Origin of the sequence: Staphylococcus aureus (assembly GCF_001027105.1) — a bacterium.
Taxonomy (GTDB): Bacteria; Bacillota; Bacilli; order Staphylococcales; family Staphylococcaceae; genus Staphylococcus; species Staphylococcus aureus.
The window spans coordinates 1940800-1960340 of the sequence record NZ_CP011526.1 but is presented as its reverse complement, the minus strand read 5'-3'; the positions used below and the strand labels follow the sequence as shown (position 1 = coordinate 1960340).

Below are 19541 nucleotides of genomic sequence, written 5' to 3'. Positions count from 1 at the left end.
GAAAGAAGTCGTATATTAAAATTTTATTACAGCCAATTTACTTTCTTGATATGAACTTTTTAAATTAAATGTGACATTGTATACTATATTTAAAGAAGAATAAGAATGTCATGATCGGGAGGGTTGGTAATGCATAAAATTGATTTAACGACAAATAATTTTCAAATGCGAAGGTTTATTATCTTGCAACTTGTTATTGCGTTATTCGTGATTTTATTTACGTATAAGTGGGCGTTAGGTGTCACAGCGGTTGTCGATCAAAATATCATCATCAATCTTGTATATGGGTTTGCTGGATTCATTATTTTATTGATTTTACATGAACTTATCCATAGAGCATTATTTCTTTTATTTAAAAAAGATAGCAAACCTATGTTTAATATAAAAAAAGACAGAATCTTATTCCAAACAGCAGATGCTTGCTTCAACAAATGGCAATTCTCAATTATTATGCTGTCACCACTAATCCTATTAAGTACTGGCTTGCTTATTTTAATTAAGGTATTTGGTTATTCATCACTTATTTTTATGTTTAGTATGCATACCGCTTATTGCTTTATAGATATTCTGCTTGTTGCATTAACAATATCTAGTAGTTTTAAATATGTTCAACAAGATGAAGATAGTATTTATTTGTATCATCAAAAGCCGACTCAATAATAAATTTTAATATGATGATACCAACAAAATGAATTTGCTTGAATTATTTCAGATTACCTATGTTTTCTTACTCAATCGTCTTCATCATCATGCTTAAATAGCAATTGATTTTATAACAACTTGTAGTTATCTCAATATAGTTATCGCTAAGTGCAAGATTTATGTAAAAAAATCGTACACAGCGTATAATTATGTTGAGATATTTTTGTGCGTTATAAAAGTAAAAATTAGTAGGGAGGTGAGCACTTGACTGAGAGACGAATTATTCATATAGATATGGACTATTTTTTTGCACAAGTCGAAATGAGAGATAACCCCAAATTGAAAGGGAAACCAGTCATTGTTGGTGGTAAAGCAAGCAGTAGGGGTGTTGTCTCTACGGCATCCTATGAAGCACGAAAATACGGCGTCCATTCAGCAATGCCTATGTCACAAGCGCATAAATTATGTCCAAATGGATACTTTGTCACAAGTAATTTTGGTGCTTACCGAGAAACATCTGCGCAGATTATGTCTATTTTCCGAAGTTATACAGATAAGGTAGAACCGATGTCATTGGATGAAGCGTATTTAGATATTACAGAATTAGTGAGACCAGACCTTCCTGCTTCGAAAATTGCTCAGTATATTAGAAAAGATATTCTAGAGCAGACACATTTAACAGCATCTGCAGGTGTTTCTTATAACAAATTTTTAGCTAAATTAGCGAGTGGTATGAATAAACCTGATGGTATGACTGTGATTGATTATCAAAATGTCCATGATATTTTGATGACATTGGATATTGGAGATTTTCCAGGCGTAGGTAAAGCTTCCAAAAAAGTAATGCATGATAATGGTATTTTTAACGGTAGAGATTTATATGAGAAAACGGAATTTGAATTAATACGTTTGTTTGGAAAAAGAGGTCGGGGTTTATATAACAAGGCACGCGGTATTGACCATAGTGAAGTGAAATCATCAAGAGTAAGAAAATCAGTAGGGACTGAACGCACATTTGCAACAGACGTGAATGATGATGAAGAGATTTTAAGAAAAGTATGGGAATTGTCAGGTGAAACAGCTGAACGTCTAAATAAATTACAGAAGTCAGCTAAAACTGTAACGGTTAAAATTAAAACTTATCAATTTGAAACGCTATCTAAACAGATGAGTTTAAGAGATTCGGTTAGTTCTGAAGAAGATATTTATAATATTGCATATTTACTTTATAACGATTTAAAAGACCCTGATGTACCAATTCGACTTATTGGTGTCACTGTAGGTAATTTAGAACAATCAACTTATAAAAATATGACGATATATGACTTTATATAAAATAAAGCTCCCTGCAAAGTTTACATTTTTACAATGCTTACTTTTGAAGGGAGTATTTTATTTAGTCCTAGCCTTTATCTTTTAGATTTTTACCATAAATATTAGTTACATATGTTAAATTTTCATAATTTTTCAGTAGCCTAAAAGTAATCATTGCGCATGCTTTGGCATCATTCAATGCATCATGATGACCATGAAAATCTAATTGATAAAACTCCATCATATGTTTTAAACCGTATCGATACGAATCAACGGTTCTTTTAGCAAGTTGATAACTACAAAAGTAAGTTAAATTTGGAGTTGGTAAACCAATATTTTGAATGCTTTGATGTAAGACGTTCATATCAAATGCCGCGTTATGTGCGACAACAGGTAAATCTGCAATAAATTGCATCATATATGGAAATACGTAGTCAAACGTAGGTGCATTTTCAACATCTTCTGGTTGTATGCCATGAATTTTAATATTTTGTTGTGAAAAATAGTCTTGCGGATTCACAAGAGTATGAAATGTTTCTGTTATTTGACTATCAATGACTTTAACCATTCCGACAGAACAAATACTTGTACGTTTACCATTTGCTGTTTCAAAATCAAGTGCAACAAACGCATCTTGTATCATGTAGTCAATCCTTTCAATTAATTAAATGTATATATTAATAGACTTTTAGTCATTTGCTTACAAACGATACATAATATTATACGTGAAGGTATAACGTGAAATCTATCATTTGGATGTAACTCTGATTAAAAAGTAAATGATGATATGCTTTAAAATCGTCAAATTAATTCAACATCAAATTTAGAGTTATTAACATTAGTAGTTTAAAAAATAAATGACTAAAAATACAATAATTAGCCTTGAAAATGAAAAAACGCAGATCAATGATTCAGAAAATGAATCTAGTGATCTCCGTAAAGCAAAATAATATAGACATTGGGTTATTGTAAGTGACCCAAATGCCTATCATGTCGTATGATATTTATCTGTCTATTGTAGTGATGTTTAATTATTCTTCGTCGAATGTACGAGCGCCAAGTTCTTTTTCGTAAAGATATAATGCATTGCTGTCATCGCCGATACGAGTTAAATAATTGATGTGAGTTTCAAACATTGATTCTTCTTCGACTTGTTCATCTAAGAACCAGTTTAAGAATGAGATAGTTGCATAATCTTTATCTTGACGAGCGATTTCAGATAAGTTATAGAAACGTCTTGTTACTTCTTGTTCTTGAGATAAGCTGTCTTTGAAAGTTTCTAGTATGCTTGAAAAGTCAATTTTTGGTGCTGAAACTGCTCTGAATTCTGCATGTGCACCTCTGTCGTTAATATAGTTATAAATCTTTTGTCCATGGAAACGTTCTTCTTTAGCTTGTTGAATGAAGAAGTTTGCAAATCCTTCGTACGATTCTTTATCACAGTATGCTGCCATTGCCATATATGCGTGTGCTGCAAAGTACTCATGGTTCATTTGATCATTTAATGCTTCTAATAAATTTTTACTTAACATTTTGATACACCTCTTATTTGTAAATTAAAATTACTATGAATTAAACTTAGTATAACAAACTCATTCTCAATTGTAAATAATAATAATTATAATTTAATGCCTTATTTTAGCACTCTAATTGAGAAAATGTATCATTTAGCGATATTTAATTGAGAATAAATATCATTTTTAATTATCTAAATGAGAATGATTATAATTTAGAAACACTGTATCAATTTGTGATTGAGAAACTTTTTTGAAGTTGCCTTGTCATGTTATAATGATGCGAGTGGAAATTTGAGGAGGAAACACATGAGACAGTGGACGGCAATCCATCTAGCGAAATTGGCGCGTAAAGCAAGTAGAGCAGTAGGTAAAAGAGGAACAGATTTACCTGGACAAATCGCTAGAAAAGTGGATACAGATATATTAAGAAAATTAGCAGAGCAAGTTGATGATATTGTATTTATCAGTGGAACAAATGGTAAAACAACGACTTCAAACTTAATTGGACATACTTTAAAAGCAAATAATATTCAAATTATACACAATAATGAAGGTGCTAATATGGCTGCAGGTATAACTTCTGCATTCATCATGCAATCAACACCTAAGACTAAAATTGCGGTAATCGAAATTGATGAAGGTTCGATTCCACGTGTGTTAAAAGAAGTTACACCTTCAATGATGGTATTTACTAATTTCTTTAGAGATCAAATGGATCGCTTCGGTGAAATTGATATTATGGTTAATAACATTGCAGAGACAATTAGTAATAAAGGCATCAAATTATTGCTAAATGCTGATGATCCATTTGTGAGTCGTTTGAAAATCGCAAGTGATACGATTGTGTACTATGGTATGAAAGCACATGCCCATGAATTTGAACAAAGTACGATGAATGAAAGTAGATATTGTCCAAACTGTGGTCGCTTATTGCAATACGATTATATTCATTATAATCAAATTGGTCATTATCACTGTCAGTGTGGTTTCAAACGAGAGCAAGCAAAATATGAAATATCAAGTTTTGATGTGGCACCGTTTTTATATTTAAATATCAATGATGAAAAATATGATATGAAAATTGCAGGTGACTTTAACGCTTATAACGCGTTAGCAGCATATACTGTTTTAAGAGAGCTAGGGTTAAATGAACAAACAATTAAAAATGGCTTTGAAACGTATACATCAGACAATGGTCGTATGCAGTACTTTAAAAAAGAACGAAAAGAAGCGATGATCAATTTAGCTAAAAATCCTGCAGGAATGAATGCAAGTTTATCAGTTGGTGAACAATTAGAAGGCGAAAAAGTGTATGTTATTTCGCTAAATGATAACGCTGCAGATGGTCGAGATACTTCATGGATTTATGATGCAGATTTTGAAAAATTATCTAAGCAACAAATTGAAGCTATCATCGTGACAGGTACACGAGCAGAAGAACTTCAATTGCGATTGAAGTTAGCAGAGGTTGAAGTACCAATTATAGTTGAGCGTGATATTTATAAAGCAACGGCAAAGACTATGGATTATAAAGGTTTCACAGTTGCAATACCAAACTATACATCATTAGCGCCTATGCTTGAACAATTAAACCGTTCGTTTGAAGGAGGTCAATCATAATATGCATGAATTGACTATTTATCATTTTATGTCAGATAAATTGAATTTATACAGTGATATAGGAAATATTATTGCTTTAAGACAACGTGCTAAAAAACGAAATATTAAAGTTAATGTCGTAGAAATCAATGAAACAGAAGGTATTACCTTTGATGAATGTGATATTTTCTTTATCGGTGGTGGAAGTGATAGAGAACAAGCATTAGCAACAAAAGAATTAAGTAAAATTAAGACACCACTTAAAGAAGCGATTGAAGATGGTATGCCGGGATTAACGATTTGTGGAGGCTATCAATTTTTAGGGAAAAAATATATCACGCCTGATGGTACAGAATTAGAAGGGTTAGGTATTTTAGATTTTTATACTGAATCAAAGACAAACCGATTAACAGGAGATATTGTTATCGAAAGTGATACTTTTGGAACTATTGTAGGTTTTGAAAATCACGGTGGTAGAACATATCATGATTTCGGTACACTTGGTCATGTTACTTTTGGTTATGGTAATAATGATGAAGATAAAAAAGAAGGCATTCATTATAAAAATTTATTAGGTACTTATTTACATGGACCAATTTTACCTAAAAATTACGAAATCACTGATTATCTGTTAGAAAAAGCTTGTGAACGTAAGGGTATTCCGTTTGAGCCTAAAGAAATAGATAATGAAGCGGAAATACAAGCGAAACAAGTATTAATAGACAGAGCAAATAGACAGAAGAAATCTCGTTAACTCTGAACATCGCATCAATGGATTTAATATTGATAAACGATGAAGTTTAGTAATTAATCATATATGTATAAACACACACATTATTTTGGATGGAAACAACCAAATTGATGTGTGTTTTTTTGTTCTAGTGAATAATTATTATACAATGAGTATCTATCCTAGAATTATCAATAGTAATGGTGATTATGCAACATGAAAAAATGAATGATGAAAGGAATTTGACGATGAAGCCTACTAAAGTGATATTAAAAGATGCATCTTATTTACATAGCAAAACATCGATAACATTTATTTTAAAAGATGTAGTTATCGAAGAAGATAATAAAATTTATTATTTCGACACTAGTGCAACTTTCGAAGATCAAGAAGTTAAATTTGAATTTGCACTCTTTGATAGTGACATGGACAATTTGAAACATATGGATTGCGACAATCCTGTTACTGAAATATATTTTATAGAACCTGATTTACATTTTACAATTATTGATTTTAATCAAGAACTGCTTTGTATTTATATTGATTTTGATTCTGGTTTAAGGCATTCAAACATGGCAACAGAATCTGGTATTTCATTAAGGATAAATGTTGCTAAATCAGATTTTACTAAATTTATTAATGAATTAGCCTCTTTACATTAATGATTTAAATCTGATATGTAATTACAATCAAAAAAGACAGCCACATCCCTCCGTAGTTTAGGCGTGTGGCTATATTTGAGTCTGAATATTTATGCTTGTAATTTTAAAAAGGGACATGCTATATACGATAAAAAGAGGCGGGGACATAAATCAATGTTCTATGCTCTACGAAGTTATATTGGCAGTAGTTGACTGAACGAAAATGCGCTTGTAACAAGCTTTTTTCAATTCTAGTCAGGGGCCCCAACAAAGAGAAATTGGATTCCCAATTTCTACAGACAATGCAAGTTGGGGTGTGGGCCCCAACAAAGAGAAATTGGATTCCCAATTTCTACAGACAATGCAAGTTGGGGTGTGGGCCCCAACACAGAGAATTTCGAAAAGAAATTCTACAGGCAAAGCGAGTTGGGGTGGGACGACGAAATAAATTTTATGAAAATATCATTTCTGTCCCACTCCCATGGTGCCAATTAGCATAAGGTACTTAAATTAAGCATATCTGCTGTCTAGCAGTCGATAAATCATTAGAACTTCGTATAGTATATGACTTTTAATTTGATTTTCACCACTAATTTCAAGTGCTTTTATAGTCGAACGTAAAGTTTCTACAGAATCATCTTCTCTCTTAAAAGAACCATCATAAAATATATCTTTGATGCTACTACTAATTTTTAGCAATGCCATTTTTTCGTCACCTGAAAAGTTAACACGAGTATTTTTAGGCAAGTAAATGATATTTGATAAATGAGTGATAAACAAACGATTCGTATATGCACGTTTAGTTAATTGATTGAGTAATTTCCAATCACATTCTTTTTTCTTATGATAGCTTAATTCATCACGTTGATAACTTATTAACGTTTCAACTTGATTATTTAAATTGAAAATATTTTTATATGCTTTTTCGCTTTTATCAGATTGCAGTCTTGATAAGATAAGTTCTTGGCAGCGATTGTAAAATAATTTATACATCAAGGCATCTGTCTTACTTAATTTTTCTTCGACCTGACCATAATACTTAGGTGGAAACACCATGAAGTTAATTAAACCTGATGTCACGAGTCCAATAATTGCTGTCAATGTTCGAGACAAAAAGTTGAATATGTAGGCATCATGAATACCTGGAATCATAGCTAATGATGTTAGTACAGCGACATTCGTACCAACTTGCAATTTGAGTTTTGTACAGAATAAAATCGTGAACGTTGCACTCAATGCATATGTAAAAGGTGATTGATCGCCGAATAAATATGTAAATAATACTGCAAAGCCTGCACCAATTACCGTAGCAGGTAATCTACGATAACCTTTAATAAGTGATGCCTTGGCAGTTGGTTCAATTGTGACTACAGCTGTTAAAATGGCATAGATGGGTGTTAAATCTAGTGCCATACAAAAGACAGCTGTTAAAAAAATGGCAATACCAGTTTTAATTGTTCTGGCACCAATTAAATGTTTATACCATTGATCGTTCATTTTTTAACCTCTAATCATCGTAAAATCTTAGCGAGCGCTTTATAATAATAGTATCGTACATTGGAAAAGTTCATGTATGTAAAATATTTGAAATAATCATACATAAGCATTACTTTGATTTTCATATACATTAATCAAAGTTCTGGGCTCCACAATGTTATATTGTTAGTAGTTGACTGAAATAAAATGCACTTGTAACAAGCATTTTTCAATTATAGTCCGGGGCCCCAACATAGAGAATTTCAAAAAAGAAATTCTACAGGCAATGCAGGTTGGCGGGGCCCCAACACAGAAGCTGACGAAAAGTCAGCTTACGATAATGTGCAGGTTGGCGGGGCCCCAACATAGAGAAATTGGATCTACAATTTCTACAGGCAATGCAAGTTGGGGTACAACGATAAAGAAATATTTTTTCTTTATCACACTATGTCTCACTCACTTTCCAAAATACTAAAGTAACATCTTTAGTATATCAAAGAATTTTTGCTATAATAAGTTATAATTATATAAAAAAGGAACGGGATAAAATGATTGTAAAAACAGAAGAAGAATTACAAGCGTTAAAAGAAATTGGATACATATGCGCTAAAGTGCGCAATACAATGCAAGCTGCAACCAAACCAGGTATCACTACGAAAGAGCTTGATAATATTGCGAAAGAGTTATTTGAAGAATACGGTGCTATTTCTGCGCCAATTCATGATGAAAATTTTCCTGGTCAAACGTGTATTAGTGTCAATGAAGAGGTGGCACATGGGATTCCAAGTAAGCGTGTCATTCGTGAAGGAGATTTAGTAAATATTGATGTATCGGCTTTGAAGAATGGCTATTATGCAGATACAGGCATTTCATTTGTCGTTGGAGAATCAGATGATCCAATGAAACAAAAAGTATGTGACGTAGCAACGATGGCATTTGAGAATGCAATTGCAAAAGTAAAACCGGGTACTAAGTTAAGTAACATTGGTAAAGCGGTGCATAATACAGCTAGACAAAATGATTTGAAAGTCATTAAAAACTTAACAGGTCATGGTGTTGGTTTATCATTACATGAAGCACCAGCACATGTACTTAATTACTTTGATCCAAAAGACAAAACATTATTAACTGAAGGTATGGTATTAGCTATTGAACCGTTTATCTCATCAAATGCATCATTTGTTACAGAAGGTAAAAATGAATGGGCTTTTGAAACGAGCGATAAAAGTTTTGTTGCTCAAATTGAGCATACGGTTATCGTGACTAAGGATGGTCCGATTTTAACGACAAAGATTGAAGAAGAATAGTTCAACATATACTAAGACTAAAGTATGAACATCATTTAGTTCCGGAGCCTATTCATATTGGTTTCGGAACTGTTTTATAATAATTAAGAACACAATCAATGCGTCATTTCAAAAATATGTTGTAACAAAGTAGTTTTTAAGCAAACATATCATCGACATCAACGAAGATACATAGCGCATTTGGTATTTTAAAACTTATTATAAAAGGTGATAGTTATGAACTATGTTGAACGTTATATTGAACAGTTTTTGAGAGCAACAGTAAGAAATAATATCAAGCACTACCTTTTAATGCTAGATGAAAAAATGAAAAATTTAGATGATTATATGCGTTATTTAATTACTAAAAAAGAACAACTTAGCAAGTTAATTGACAGTCTAATGCTAACATTAGAAAATAAATATATTGATATTGCTGAAGCATTTCAAATTCAATGTGCAAGAGAAATCAATAATCAAGAAATTGAAAATATTAAATCAGAGTTGAATAAAGTTGAAGCATATTATGCACAAATTGAAACTCAAATTCAACAAACTTCAACTGAAAAAATAGCAACAGAAAAAACATCGTATCTAATAAATTATATGAACGCTGTGGCATAGAAAGGCGGCGAAACATGACACACAAATATATATCAACGCAAATGTTGATCATTTTTACTGCATTAATGATTATTGCCAATTTTTACTACATATTTTTTGAAAAAATTGGCTTTTTACTCGTTCTATTATTGGGATGTGTATTAGTTTATGTAGGATATCTTTATTTTCATAAAATACGTGGCCTTTTGGCGTTTTGGATAGGCGCGCTATTAATTGCATTCACATTATTGTCTAATAAGTATACAATCATCATCTTGTTCGTCTTTTTATTATTACTTATTGTGCGTTATTTAATACACAAGTTTAAACCAAAAAAAGTAGTTGCGACGGATGAGGTTATGACTTCACCATCTTTTATTAAACAAAAGTGGTTTGGTGAGCAACGTACACCAGTTTATGTATATAAGTGGGAAGATGTACAAATTCAACATGGAATTGGCGACCTACATATTGACTTAACAAAAGCTGCAAATATTAAGGAAAATAATACCATTGTTGTTAGACACATTTTAGGTAAAGTGCAGGTTATATTGCCGGTTAATTACAATATTAATTTACATGTAGCTGCTTTTTATGGAAGTACTTACGTGAATGAAAAATCATATAAAGTTGAAAATAACAATATTCATATTGAAGAAATGATGAAACCGGATAACTATACAGTTAATATCTACGTATCAACGTTTATCGGAGACGTAGAGGTGATTTATCGATGAACCACTACATTAGAACAATTGGTTCAATGCTCATCTTAGTATATAGCATGCTAGCTGCATTTCTGTTCATCGATAAAGTTTTTGTAAATATCATCTATTTTCAAGGTATGTTTTATACACAAATATTCGGAATACCAGTTTTTTTATTTTTAAATCTCATCATCATATTATTGTGTATTATTGTTGGTTCGGTACTCGCTTACAAAATCAATCAGCAAAATGATTGGATTAAGACGCAAATTGAGCGTTCAATGGAAGGCGAAACAGTTGGCATTAATGATCAAAATATAGAAATATATAGTGAAACGTTAGATTTATACCATACACTCGTACCTTTAAATCAAGAATTGCATAAGTTGCGACTTAAAACTCAAAACTTAACCAATGAAAATTATAATATTAATGATGTGAAAGTTAAAAAGATTATTGAAGATGAACGTCAAAGACTAGCACGAGAACTTCACGATTCTGTTAGTCAGCAACTTTTTGCGGCAAGTATGATGCTATCTGCTATCAAAGAAACGAAGTTAGAACCACCATTAGACCAACAAATTCCTATTTTAGAGAAAATGGTTCAAGATTCGCAGTTAGAAATGCGTGCTTTGCTGTTACATTTAAGACCGCTTGGTTTAAAAGACAAATCTTTAGGTGAGGGTATTAAAGATTTAGTTATTGATTTACAAAAAAAAGTGCCAATGAAAGTTGTGCATGAAATACAAGATTTTAAAGTGCCTAAAGGTATTGAAGATCATTTGTTCAGAATTACACAGGAAGCAATTTCGAATACATTGCGTCATTCAAACGGTACAAAAGTGACAGTAGAATTGTTTAATAAAGACGATTATTTATTGTTGAGAATTCAAGATAATGGTAAAGGTTTTAATGTTGATGAAAAATTAGAACAAAGTTATGGACTTAAAAATATGCGTGAAAGAGCTTTGGAAATTGGTGCAACGTTCCATATTGTATCATTGCCAGATTCAGGTACACGTATCGAGGTGAAAGCACCTTTAAATAAGGAGGATTCGTATGACGATTAAAGTATTGTTTGTGGATGATCATGAAATGGTACGTATAGGAATTTCAAGTTATCTATCAACGCAAAGTGATATTGAAGTAGTTGGTGAAGGCGCTTCTGGTAAAGAAGCAATTGCCAAAGCCCATGAGTTGAAGCCAGATTTAATTTTAATGGATTTACTTATGGATGACATGGATGGTGTAGAAGCGACGACTCAGATTAAAAAAGATTTACCGCAAATTAAAGTATTAATGTTAACTAGTTTTATTGAAGATAAAGAGGTATATCGTGCATTAGATGCAGGTGTCGATAGTTACATTTTAAAAACAACAAGTGCAAAAGATATCGCCGATGCAGTTCGTAAAACTTCTAGAGGAGAATCTGTTTTTGAACCGGAAGTTTTAGTGAAAATGCGTAACCGTATGAAAAAGCGCGCAGAGTTATATGAAATGCTTACAGAACGAGAAATGGAAATATTATTATTGATTGCGAAAGGTTACTCAAATCAAGAAATTGCTAGTGCATCGCATATTACTATTAAAACGGTTAAGACACATGTGAGTAACATTTTAAGTAAGTTAGAAGTGCAAGATAGAACACAAGCTGTTATCTATGCATTCCAACATAATTTAATTCAATAGTTCATATCGAATTAAGAAAAGTTACTTACGCCAATCACAATATAACATCAAATAGACACCAAAAAACAGAGGTTTTCGCAATAATCATTAGCGAAAACCTCTGTTTTGTTGGTGTTTAGTCTTTTTTAAGCTTATCAACGATTTTGTCTTTTATATTTTTATCATCTTCTGGATAGGTATCACTAGGATGTTCATCAACATGATACGTACGTTGATGTGTTGCATTACTATCTTCATCATATTCGTATCTAGTGTTCTCATTATAATGATTTTTATTATTGTCATCATGTTCTAATGCTGCTTCTTCAGGTGTTTTACCTTTAATTACACTACGCTGATGAATGATTGCATTGATTTCAGCACCGACAATTATAATAAAACTTGTGATATATAACCATAGTAACAAAATGATGATACCCGCGATACTGCCATATGTTTTAGAATAGTTACCAAAATTTGAAATATACCAACCAAAACCAAATGAACCAGCTAACCAAATAATTGAAGTAAATACTGCACCTGGTAATACTGACTTAAGCTTCGTTTTAACGTTAGGTGCAACCGAATATAACACGATAAATATGATAAATATAATAATGATTGGTAACACAATTCTAATAAGGTTAAAAATCCATTTCACTTGTTCGTCAAATCCAAGTGGACCGAATAGGAAATGACTAATTACAGAACCAAGCGTTGGTAATGCTAGAGCAACTACAAACACAACGCCCATAACTACAGTGAAGACAACACTTAGTAGTTTTAATACGATTCCATTACGGCTATCTTCTACATCGTAAGCAACATTGAAAGAATTCATAATTGCAGTCATTCCATTTGAAGCTGACCAAATTGCTAAAATCAAACCGATAGATAATAAGCCACCACTGGAGTTTTGAGTTATATCACCAATTACACTCTTAATTAGAGTAGATGTTTCAGCGGGTGCATTGCTTAACATATTAGTAATTTGACTCTGCTTAATATTGAAAAATGGTAATAATGTTAATAGGAAAAGCAACATAGGGAACATAGCAAGTACGAAATGGTAAGTCATTTGTGCTGCTAGTCCTGAGGCATCATCTTTTCCTATGCGATAGATGAGATATGATAAGAAATTAGAGTCTTTCTTATATTTTGCAGGTTTATTTAATCTTGATAAGAAGAAAACCTGATCATCTTTTTTAGGTTTCTTAGATTGGAATTGTTGAGGTTCAATATATGTACGATCAACATCAATTTTGGGATTACTTTTATTTTTCTTTTTTGACTCCTCTTGCGCTTCCTTAACAGAATTAAGGTATTTTGAAGAAGAGTGATCCTTTTTCGACATGTGCACTCCTTAACCTTTCTCTATGTAATGTTTTATAAAGTAACTATTAGTATTTATCCAATTATAAAAAAACTAAACAATGATATGCTTTAAAAATGATAATATTATAGAAATTAATTGATTTAAATCTTTCATAGGCTATTTTGATTTAAAATTAAAACAAAGGCAATACTGAAACAATGCAGTTTGGCCAATCATTGTATTATCATTTAATAATGATAACTATGAAAGGCGTACACCAAATTGTTAAGTATTGCCTTATAAAAACAAAATCATCTTAGCGTTGATTTTTTCTATTAACAAATGTTTCTTTCGCATCCTTTAATGAACGTTCTAATTCAGGATTATTACGACGAATTTCTTCAACAACATCTTTCCAGTATAAAACTTCGTCTTTAATCTTGCTGACTTTAGAAGGCTTACGAGTGCGGTTACCATTTTTTGCATCTTTAACTGATTGAACTAAAGCTTGACGTGTAGATTTATCAGCTAAACTAATTGCACCACCAATTACGGCACCAATTAAAATACCAGGAACAAATTTATTTTCCATAAAAAACTACCCCTCTTTCAAATTTGCATCTTTTACGATGTAGTCTATTAAATTATCACAAGATGATAATACCATGTCGTATACACCTTCAAAATTATTCGTGTAGTATGGATCTGGTACATCACTCTCTTCCATATTACTAAATTCTAACAGTTTGAACAATTGTCCCTTAAGATTAGGATTGATAGATTTAATATTATCAACGTTACTTTGATCCATAGCCACAATGTAATCAAAATCATCTGTCGCTTCGAATAATTCACTAATCATGCCATCAAATGGAATATTGTGTTTGTTGAGAATTTTTTGTGTACCTTCATGAGGTGGCTCTCCTAAATTCCAGCTACCAGTACCTCTTGAATGTACTTTAATATCATGAATATTTCTGTCTTTAAGTCTTTGTCGCATGATTGCTTCTGCCATTGGAGAACGACATATATTGCCAAGACAGACAAATGCTACATCTACCATTTTGATTCCTCCAAACTATGTAGTTATATCCCCATTTTATAGCGACTTTAAACAATAAGAAAGCAGATTATATAAAATTCTATTAAAGTTTATTAAATTGTGATACTTTGATAACATAACTATTATTAGAGGTGAACATTGTGGCTATGACAAATGAAGAGAAAGTATTAGCTATTAGAGAGAAGTTAAATATTGTTAATCAAGGATTATTAGATCCTGAAAAATATAAAAATGCAAATGAAGAAGAATTAACAGATATATATGATTTTGTTCAATCAAGAGAAAGATTGTCGCCAAGTGAAGTGACAGCTATTGCTGACGCTTTAGGACAATTGCGACACGAATAGGAGTGGGAATTTTGACTAATTACAAAGAAAAGTTACAACAATACGCTGAACTATTAGTTAAGGTTGGTATGAATGTTCAACCAAAACAGCCAGTATTTATTAGATCATCAGTAGAAACATTAGAATTAACGCATTTAATTGTAGAAGAAGCATATCATTGTGGCGCTTCAGATGTACGTGTTGTATATAGCGATCCAACCTTAAAACGCTTAAAATTTGAAAATGAATCTGTGGAACATTTTGCTAATCATGAGATAAAATCATATGATGTTGAAGCGAGAATGGATTACGTTAAACGTGGCGCTGCTAATTTAGCACTTATTAGTGAAGATCCTGATTTAATGGATGGTATCGATAGCCAAAAATTACAAGCATTTCAACAACAAAACGCACGCGCATTTAAAGGATATATGGAAAGTGTACAAAAAAATCAATTTCCATGGGTCGTAGCTGCTTTTCCATCTAAAGCTTGGGCGAAGAGAGTGTATCCTGAACTATCTGTAGAAGAAGCATATATTAAGTTTATTGACGAGGTATTCGATATTGTGCGAATTGATGGTAACGATCCAGTTGAAAATTGGCGTCAACACATCGCTAATTTAAGTGTTTACGCTCAAAAGTTACAACAAAAAAATTACCATGCGTTGCATTATGTATCTGAAGGTACTGATTTAACAGTAGGTTTAGCGAAAAATCATATCTGGGAAGATGCTACAAGTTATGTTAACGGCAAGGAACAAGCTTTTATTGCTAATATACCAACTGAAGAAGTATTTACAGCACCAGATCGAAATAGAGTAGATGGATATGTTACTAATAAATTGCCTTTAAGTTATAATGGCACAATTATCGATCAATTTAAATTGATGTTTAAAGATGGAGAGATTATTGATTTTTCAGCTGGAAAAGGTGAAGCGGTATTGAAAGATTTAATCAATACTGATGAAGGTTCAAGAAGATTAGGTGAAGTAGCATTAGTACCTGATGATTCACCGATATCAAATCGTAATACCATTTTTTACAATACTTTATTTGATGAAAATGCAGCATGTCATTTAGCGATTGGATCTGCTTACGCCTTTAATATTCAAGGTGGAACGGAAATGACTGTTGAGGAAAAGATTGCAAGCGGATTAAATGATTCAAATGTACATGTCGATTTCATGATTGGTAGTAGTGATTTGACTATTTATGGCATATTCGAAGATGGTTCAAAAGAACTAGTATTTGAAAATGGAAATTGGGCATCAACATTTTAATAAATGTTATTTTGAGGTGCTGAGTAGGAAATGAAACATGTATTTAAAGGTCAAATACGTGATTAAAGTATAGATTGGGAGATAAAATAATGACAAATCAGGACAGACCAATGAAATCTATGTCAGAATCAAAATGTTATAAAAATAGACAAGTTTTCCCTCAAGATACGAATCACCATCATACAATGTTTGGTGGTACATTGATGGCTAATATTGATGAAATTGCAGCAATCACAGCTATGAAACATGCTGGTGCGCAAGTAGTTACCGCATCTACAGACTCAGTAGATTTCTTAAAGCCGATTAAAACAGGGGACATATTACAATACGTAGCGATGGTTTCATACGCTGGGACTAGTTCAATGGAAGTGGTCGTTCAAATTAGAATTGACGATGTATTTAATAACAAGCATGATTTAGCTGCATTAAGTTACTTAACATTTGTTGCGTTAGATGATGAAGGCAAACCTAAACATGTACCTGGTGTATATCCAGAAGATGATGTTGAAAAATGGTTTTATGATACAGCACCACAACGTGTTGAACGAAGAAAAGCACGTCGCATTGAAAGTAAACAAACAATTGAATATTTAGCTCAAGTGCAACATATTAGAGACTAAAAATATAAAGACAGATTGTTAAGGATGAATTGAACTGTTATGTTCGAATATTCCACCTACAATCTGTCTTTTTGATTATGCACGTTTATGCTTTTAGTTAAAATTTACCCCTTTTATTATAGACTATTAGTCCTATTAAATGCCCTTTATTATTTAAGTAGAGTACTGCCAGCAATTAATTGTTTTTTATTTTATAATAGCATTAAAATATGCGGAGACTACTTATCGATAAAGTGCTTCTCCGCATAATTAAGAGTTTTTAAAATTGTATAATTTGTGGTTGTTTGTGCATATGACGCTCATTATCTTTAAAATCCATATTCGGATAGTACATATTTTTAACAAGAACATTTGGTCCTAAACAACTAAACTCGGAACAATGACAATTTAATGATTTAGCAAGATCAGAGGATAACCATTTATCAAATACATCTGTTAATTTATCTTTTTGTATATTCGAAATTGTACCTGTTTCATCTCCGAAATCAGTTACGATTACATTACCTGTAAATACATTGACATTTAAACGACTACGGCCATCCGGGTCATTTCTAGTCGTTACATTTTTAGCATTTCTTAAACGTGATAGTAACTTTTGATCTTCATCATCCTTTAAGCATGGAAACACAGGCAAAGTACCAAATAACATCCAAATATCTTCATCTCTGAAATCCAATATATCATGAATTGTCTTTTTCATTTCCGCTAGAGTTAACACATTTAATTGACTTGCAAAGTCAGCTGGATACATAGGGTGAATCTCGTGTCTGCTACATTTCATATCATGAACGACTTCTTGATGTATTTTTCGTAAATGTGGTAGCGTACTTTGATTGAGCATTGTTTCCGCAGATACAAACATTCCTTGTTCTGATAATGTACGTGCATTCGAAATCATTTGTTCATATAATTTTAACTTAGCTTTTAACGGTGGTTGCTTCTTCATTGCGCCAAAGCCAACATTTGCGAATTCATCAGTTGTTCCCCAGTTGTGTGAGATATGCATAACATCGATATATTCAGCAATATCTAAATAACGATCTTGAGGCAATGTTAGGTTTGAATTCATTTGTGTATATATACCTCGATGATGTGCATACTTTAATAGAGGTTTAACAACATTTCTAATAGACTTTTTAGAAAACATTGGTTCGCCACCTGTAATAGACATCGTTCGCAGATTTGGAATTTCATCAAGTCTACGATAAATTAAGTCCATATCTAAAGGCTCGGGGTCGACAGTTTGTAAAGTATAACCAACTGCACAGTGGCTACAACGCATATTACAAAGATTTGTAGTTGTAAATTCGATGTTACTTAAAGTTAATTGGCCATGTTCTTTAACATCGTTATATGCTTCCCATGGATCATTGTAAATGCTAACAGGTTGCTTCAATTTGACGCTATTCATCGTCTTAAACTTCCTTCTTTCTATTTGGTTCATATCGGTATGATACCACTTCGTATTATCACTCGTAACAAATTATCTCTTAATTTTAGTTAATTGAAAAGGGGATTTTTAAAAGTCAAAATAATTTGAATGTCATAAATATAGCTAAGATTATATCGCTTTAACGCAATTTCTGTTAGGATAATAATGAAAAAGAAAACAAAATAAAAGGAGTTAACTTTTTATGAATGAACAGCAAACAATCGAACAGATAAAAGCGCGTTTAAATAAGTTTATTGAGGATATCGATCATGTAAATCCTGATGAAGTACGTGTTGAAGATATAGATGAATGGATTGGATTGTTAGATCAGCTTGAAGAAAAGGTTAAATTAGTATCTAAGTAAATGCCACATAAGATGTGTTAGGGTTAGATATCGCGACAGTCGCTTAATATTTTTTATATCTTGTATGTTTAATCACTGATTTACTTGTCTATAGTAATTATATCAATGATATATAGAAAGGTGATTTTCAATGACTAAAAAAGTAGCAATTATTCTAGCAAACGAATTTGAAGATATAGAATATTCAAGCCCTAAAGAGGCATTAGAGAATGCAGGCTTTAATACTGTAGTGATTGGAGATACTGCAAATAGTGAAGTTGTTGGTAAACACGGTGAAAAAGTTACTGTCGATGTAGGCATTGCAGAAGCTAAACCAGAAGATTATGATGCATTATTAATTCCTGGAGGATTTTCACCAGATCATTTACGTGGAGATACAGAAGGTCGATATGGCACATTTGCTAAATACTTTACTAAAAATGATGTACCAACATTTGCCATTTGTCATGGGCCACAAATACTAATAGATACAGACGATTTAAAAGGTCGTACGTTAACAGCAGTATTAAATGTACGCAAAGATTTATCAAATGCAGGCGCACATGTAGTTGATGAGTCAGTAGTTGTAGACAACAATATTGTAACAAGTCGAGTACCAGACGATTTAGATGATTTTAATCGAGAAATCGTTAAACAATTACAATAGAAGTATTGTGGTTATCGATTGTTAAAATTTATATATTTTCGTTTGAAATGAAATATGGATTTTAGTTTTAATAAATGAATAACAAATAAAAGGTCGTCTCTATTGGCATTTAATAGGGATGGTCTTTTATTTTTATAAAATATAACAATATTTGACATGATTAATATTTAAAATTGCAATGATTTATCTATAATTTTTTCAAAAAACAAAAAAGTAAGTATGATGGCGTATACGATTGTAAGCCCTTGGACTGATTTTCCCAAAAAGTGTAGCCTATTTGTGATAGTACTGGTAAACTCAAGGTATATACTA

At 32.0% G+C, this 19541-nt stretch carries 24 protein-coding genes; 17 read left to right on the top strand and 7 right to left on the bottom strand.

The window, feature by feature from the left end; genetic code table 11:
• The first annotated feature begins 129 nt into the window (after positions 1–129).
• Both AA076_RS09905 and dinB read left to right on the top strand, forming a co-directional pair.
• Positions 130–660 (top strand): DUF3267 domain-containing protein, encoded by a 531-nt coding sequence (locus AA076_RS09905; protein ID WP_000548781.1) that lies wholly within the window; start codon positions 130–132, stop codon positions 658–660.
• 246 nt (positions 661–906) lie between these two features.
• On the top strand, positions 907–1977 hold the full coding sequence (gene dinB, locus AA076_RS09900) for a DNA polymerase IV (RefSeq protein ID WP_001836289.1): 1071 nt from the start codon (positions 907–909) through the stop codon (positions 1975–1977).
• Between the two features lie 67 nt (positions 1978–2044).
• Here the strand turns inward: dinB and AA076_RS09895 are convergent, their stop codons facing one another.
• A complete protein-coding gene (locus tag AA076_RS09895) occupies positions 2045–2599 on the bottom strand; it encodes a 3'-5' exonuclease (RefSeq protein WP_000613733.1) in 555 nt (184 codons plus the stop codon).
• Positions 2600–2813: 214 nt separating this feature from the next.
• On the opposite strand from AA076_RS09895, the gene AA076_RS15295 reads away from it, so the two are divergent.
• A complete protein-coding gene (locus AA076_RS15295; protein WP_001790679.1) occupies positions 2814–2906 on the top strand; it encodes a hypothetical protein in 93 nt (30 codons plus the stop codon).
• 81 nt (positions 2907–2987) lie between these two features.
• On the opposite strand, the gene ftnA is transcribed toward AA076_RS15295, so the two are convergent.
• Complete coding sequence (gene ftnA, locus AA076_RS09885; RefSeq protein WP_000949467.1) at positions 2988–3488, bottom strand: H-type ferritin FtnA; 501 nt, start codon at positions 3486–3488, stop codon at positions 2988–2990.
• Positions 3489–3779: 291 nt separating this feature from the next.
• On the opposite strand from ftnA, the gene murT reads away from it, so the two are divergent.
• The 4 genes from murT to AA076_RS09865 all read left to right on the top strand — a co-directional run bounded on the left by murT (position 3780) and on the right by AA076_RS09865 (position 6464).
• Positions 3780–5093 carry a lipid II isoglutaminyl synthase subunit MurT gene (murT, locus tag AA076_RS09880; protein WP_001250336.1) on the top strand — a complete coding sequence of 438 codons (1314 nt, stop codon included), beginning with the start codon at positions 3780–3782 and terminating at the stop codon, positions 5091–5093.
• A 1-nt stretch (position 5094) separates the two neighbouring features.
• Positions 5095–5826, top strand: coding sequence for a lipid II isoglutaminyl synthase subunit GatD (gene gatD / locus AA076_RS09875; protein WP_000544969.1), 732 nt, complete (start codon positions 5095–5097; stop codon positions 5824–5826).
• A gap of 85 nt (positions 5827–5911) precedes the next feature.
• Entirely contained in the window at positions 5912–6022 is a 111-nt protein-coding gene (locus tag AA076_RS15290) for a hypothetical protein (protein WP_001790257.1), read from the top strand.
• 28 nt (positions 6023–6050) lie between these two features.
• Positions 6051–6464, top strand: a complete 414-nt coding sequence (locus AA076_RS09865) for a hypothetical protein (RefSeq protein WP_001549145.1) — start codon at positions 6051–6053, stop codon at positions 6462–6464.
• 489 nt (positions 6465–6953) lie between these two features.
• Here the strand turns inward: AA076_RS09865 and AA076_RS09860 are convergent, their stop codons facing one another.
• A complete protein-coding gene (locus AA076_RS09860; RefSeq protein ID WP_000999713.1) occupies positions 6954–7940 on the bottom strand; it encodes an FUSC family protein in 987 nt (328 codons plus the stop codon).
• A gap of 527 nt (positions 7941–8467) precedes the next feature.
• Here AA076_RS09860 and map point away from each other — a divergent pair.
• From map to vraR, 5 genes are all read left to right on the top strand, one after another.
• Positions 8468–9226 carry a type I methionyl aminopeptidase gene (map, locus tag AA076_RS09850; RefSeq protein WP_000636142.1) on the top strand — a complete coding sequence of 253 codons (759 nt, stop codon included), beginning with the start codon at positions 8468–8470 and terminating at the stop codon, positions 9224–9226.
• Between the two features lie 216 nt (positions 9227–9442).
• Positions 9443–9829 carry a hypothetical protein gene (locus tag AA076_RS09845; RefSeq protein ID WP_001110179.1) on the top strand — a complete coding sequence of 129 codons (387 nt, stop codon included), beginning with the start codon at positions 9443–9445 and terminating at the stop codon, positions 9827–9829.
• Between the two features lie 14 nt (positions 9830–9843).
• Complete coding sequence (gene vraT / locus AA076_RS09840; RefSeq protein ID WP_000149064.1) at positions 9844–10545, top strand: cell wall-active antibiotics response protein VraT; 702 nt, start codon at positions 9844–9846, stop codon at positions 10543–10545.
• Entirely contained in the window at positions 10542–11585 is a 1044-nt protein-coding gene (gene vraS / locus AA076_RS09835) for a sensor histidine kinase VraS (RefSeq protein WP_001017131.1), read from the top strand. The genes vraT and vraS overlap by 4 nt, the downstream gene beginning before the upstream one ends.
• Positions 11575–12204, top strand: coding sequence for a response regulator transcription factor VraR (gene vraR / locus AA076_RS09830; protein ID WP_000153530.1), 630 nt, complete (start codon positions 11575–11577; stop codon positions 12202–12204). Before vraS ends, vraR begins: the two co-directional genes overlap by 11 nt.
• A gap of 115 nt (positions 12205–12319) precedes the next feature.
• On the opposite strand, the gene AA076_RS09825 is transcribed toward vraR, so the two are convergent.
• From AA076_RS09825 to AA076_RS09815, 3 genes are all read right to left on the bottom strand, one after another.
• The gene (locus AA076_RS09825; RefSeq protein ID WP_000037075.1) at positions 12320–13537 is read right to left on the bottom strand and encodes a YihY/virulence factor BrkB family protein; all 1218 of its coding nucleotides are present in this window, start codon (positions 13535–13537) and stop codon (positions 12320–12322) included.
• 277 nt (positions 13538–13814) lie between these two features.
• Positions 13815–14090, bottom strand: a complete 276-nt coding sequence (locus AA076_RS09820) for a YtxH domain-containing protein (protein WP_000428172.1) — start codon at positions 14088–14090, stop codon at positions 13815–13817.
• Between the two features lie 6 nt (positions 14091–14096).
• On the bottom strand, positions 14097–14561 hold the full coding sequence (locus tag AA076_RS09815; protein WP_000228666.1) for a low molecular weight protein-tyrosine-phosphatase: 465 nt from the start codon (positions 14559–14561) through the stop codon (positions 14097–14099).
• A 146-nt stretch (positions 14562–14707) separates the two neighbouring features.
• Between AA076_RS09815 and AA076_RS09810 the strand changes: the two genes are divergently transcribed.
• The 3 genes from AA076_RS09810 to AA076_RS09800 all read left to right on the top strand — a co-directional run bounded on the left by AA076_RS09810 (position 14708) and on the right by AA076_RS09800 (position 16787).
• The gene (locus AA076_RS09810) at positions 14708–14908 is read left to right on the top strand and encodes a DUF1128 family protein (protein WP_000180461.1); all 201 of its coding nucleotides are present in this window, start codon (positions 14708–14710) and stop codon (positions 14906–14908) included.
• A 2-nt stretch (positions 14909–14910) separates the two neighbouring features.
• Positions 14911–16167, top strand: coding sequence for an aminopeptidase (locus AA076_RS09805; RefSeq protein WP_001795438.1), 1257 nt, complete (start codon positions 14911–14913; stop codon positions 16165–16167).
• 89 nt (positions 16168–16256) lie between these two features.
• Positions 16257–16787 (top strand): acyl-CoA thioesterase, encoded by a 531-nt coding sequence (locus AA076_RS09800; RefSeq protein WP_000184383.1) that lies wholly within the window; start codon positions 16257–16259, stop codon positions 16785–16787.
• Between the two features lie 259 nt (positions 16788–17046).
• Here AA076_RS09800 and yfkAB read toward each other — a convergent pair whose 3' ends face one another.
• Positions 17047–18198, bottom strand: coding sequence for a radical SAM/CxCxxxxC motif protein YfkAB (gene yfkAB, locus AA076_RS09795; RefSeq protein WP_001089613.1), 1152 nt, complete (start codon positions 18196–18198; stop codon positions 17047–17049).
• 223 nt (positions 18199–18421) lie between these two features.
• On the opposite strand from yfkAB, the gene AA076_RS15280 reads away from it, so the two are divergent.
• Together AA076_RS15280 and AA076_RS09785 are read left to right on the top strand one after the other, a co-directional pair.
• Complete coding sequence (locus tag AA076_RS15280) at positions 18422–18583, top strand: SE1561 family protein (protein WP_001005407.1); 162 nt, start codon at positions 18422–18424, stop codon at positions 18581–18583.
• A 130-nt stretch (positions 18584–18713) separates the two neighbouring features.
• Complete coding sequence (locus tag AA076_RS09785) at positions 18714–19229, top strand: type 1 glutamine amidotransferase domain-containing protein (protein WP_000163283.1); 516 nt, start codon at positions 18714–18716, stop codon at positions 19227–19229.
• The last annotated feature ends 312 nt before the right edge of the window (positions 19230–19541 follow it).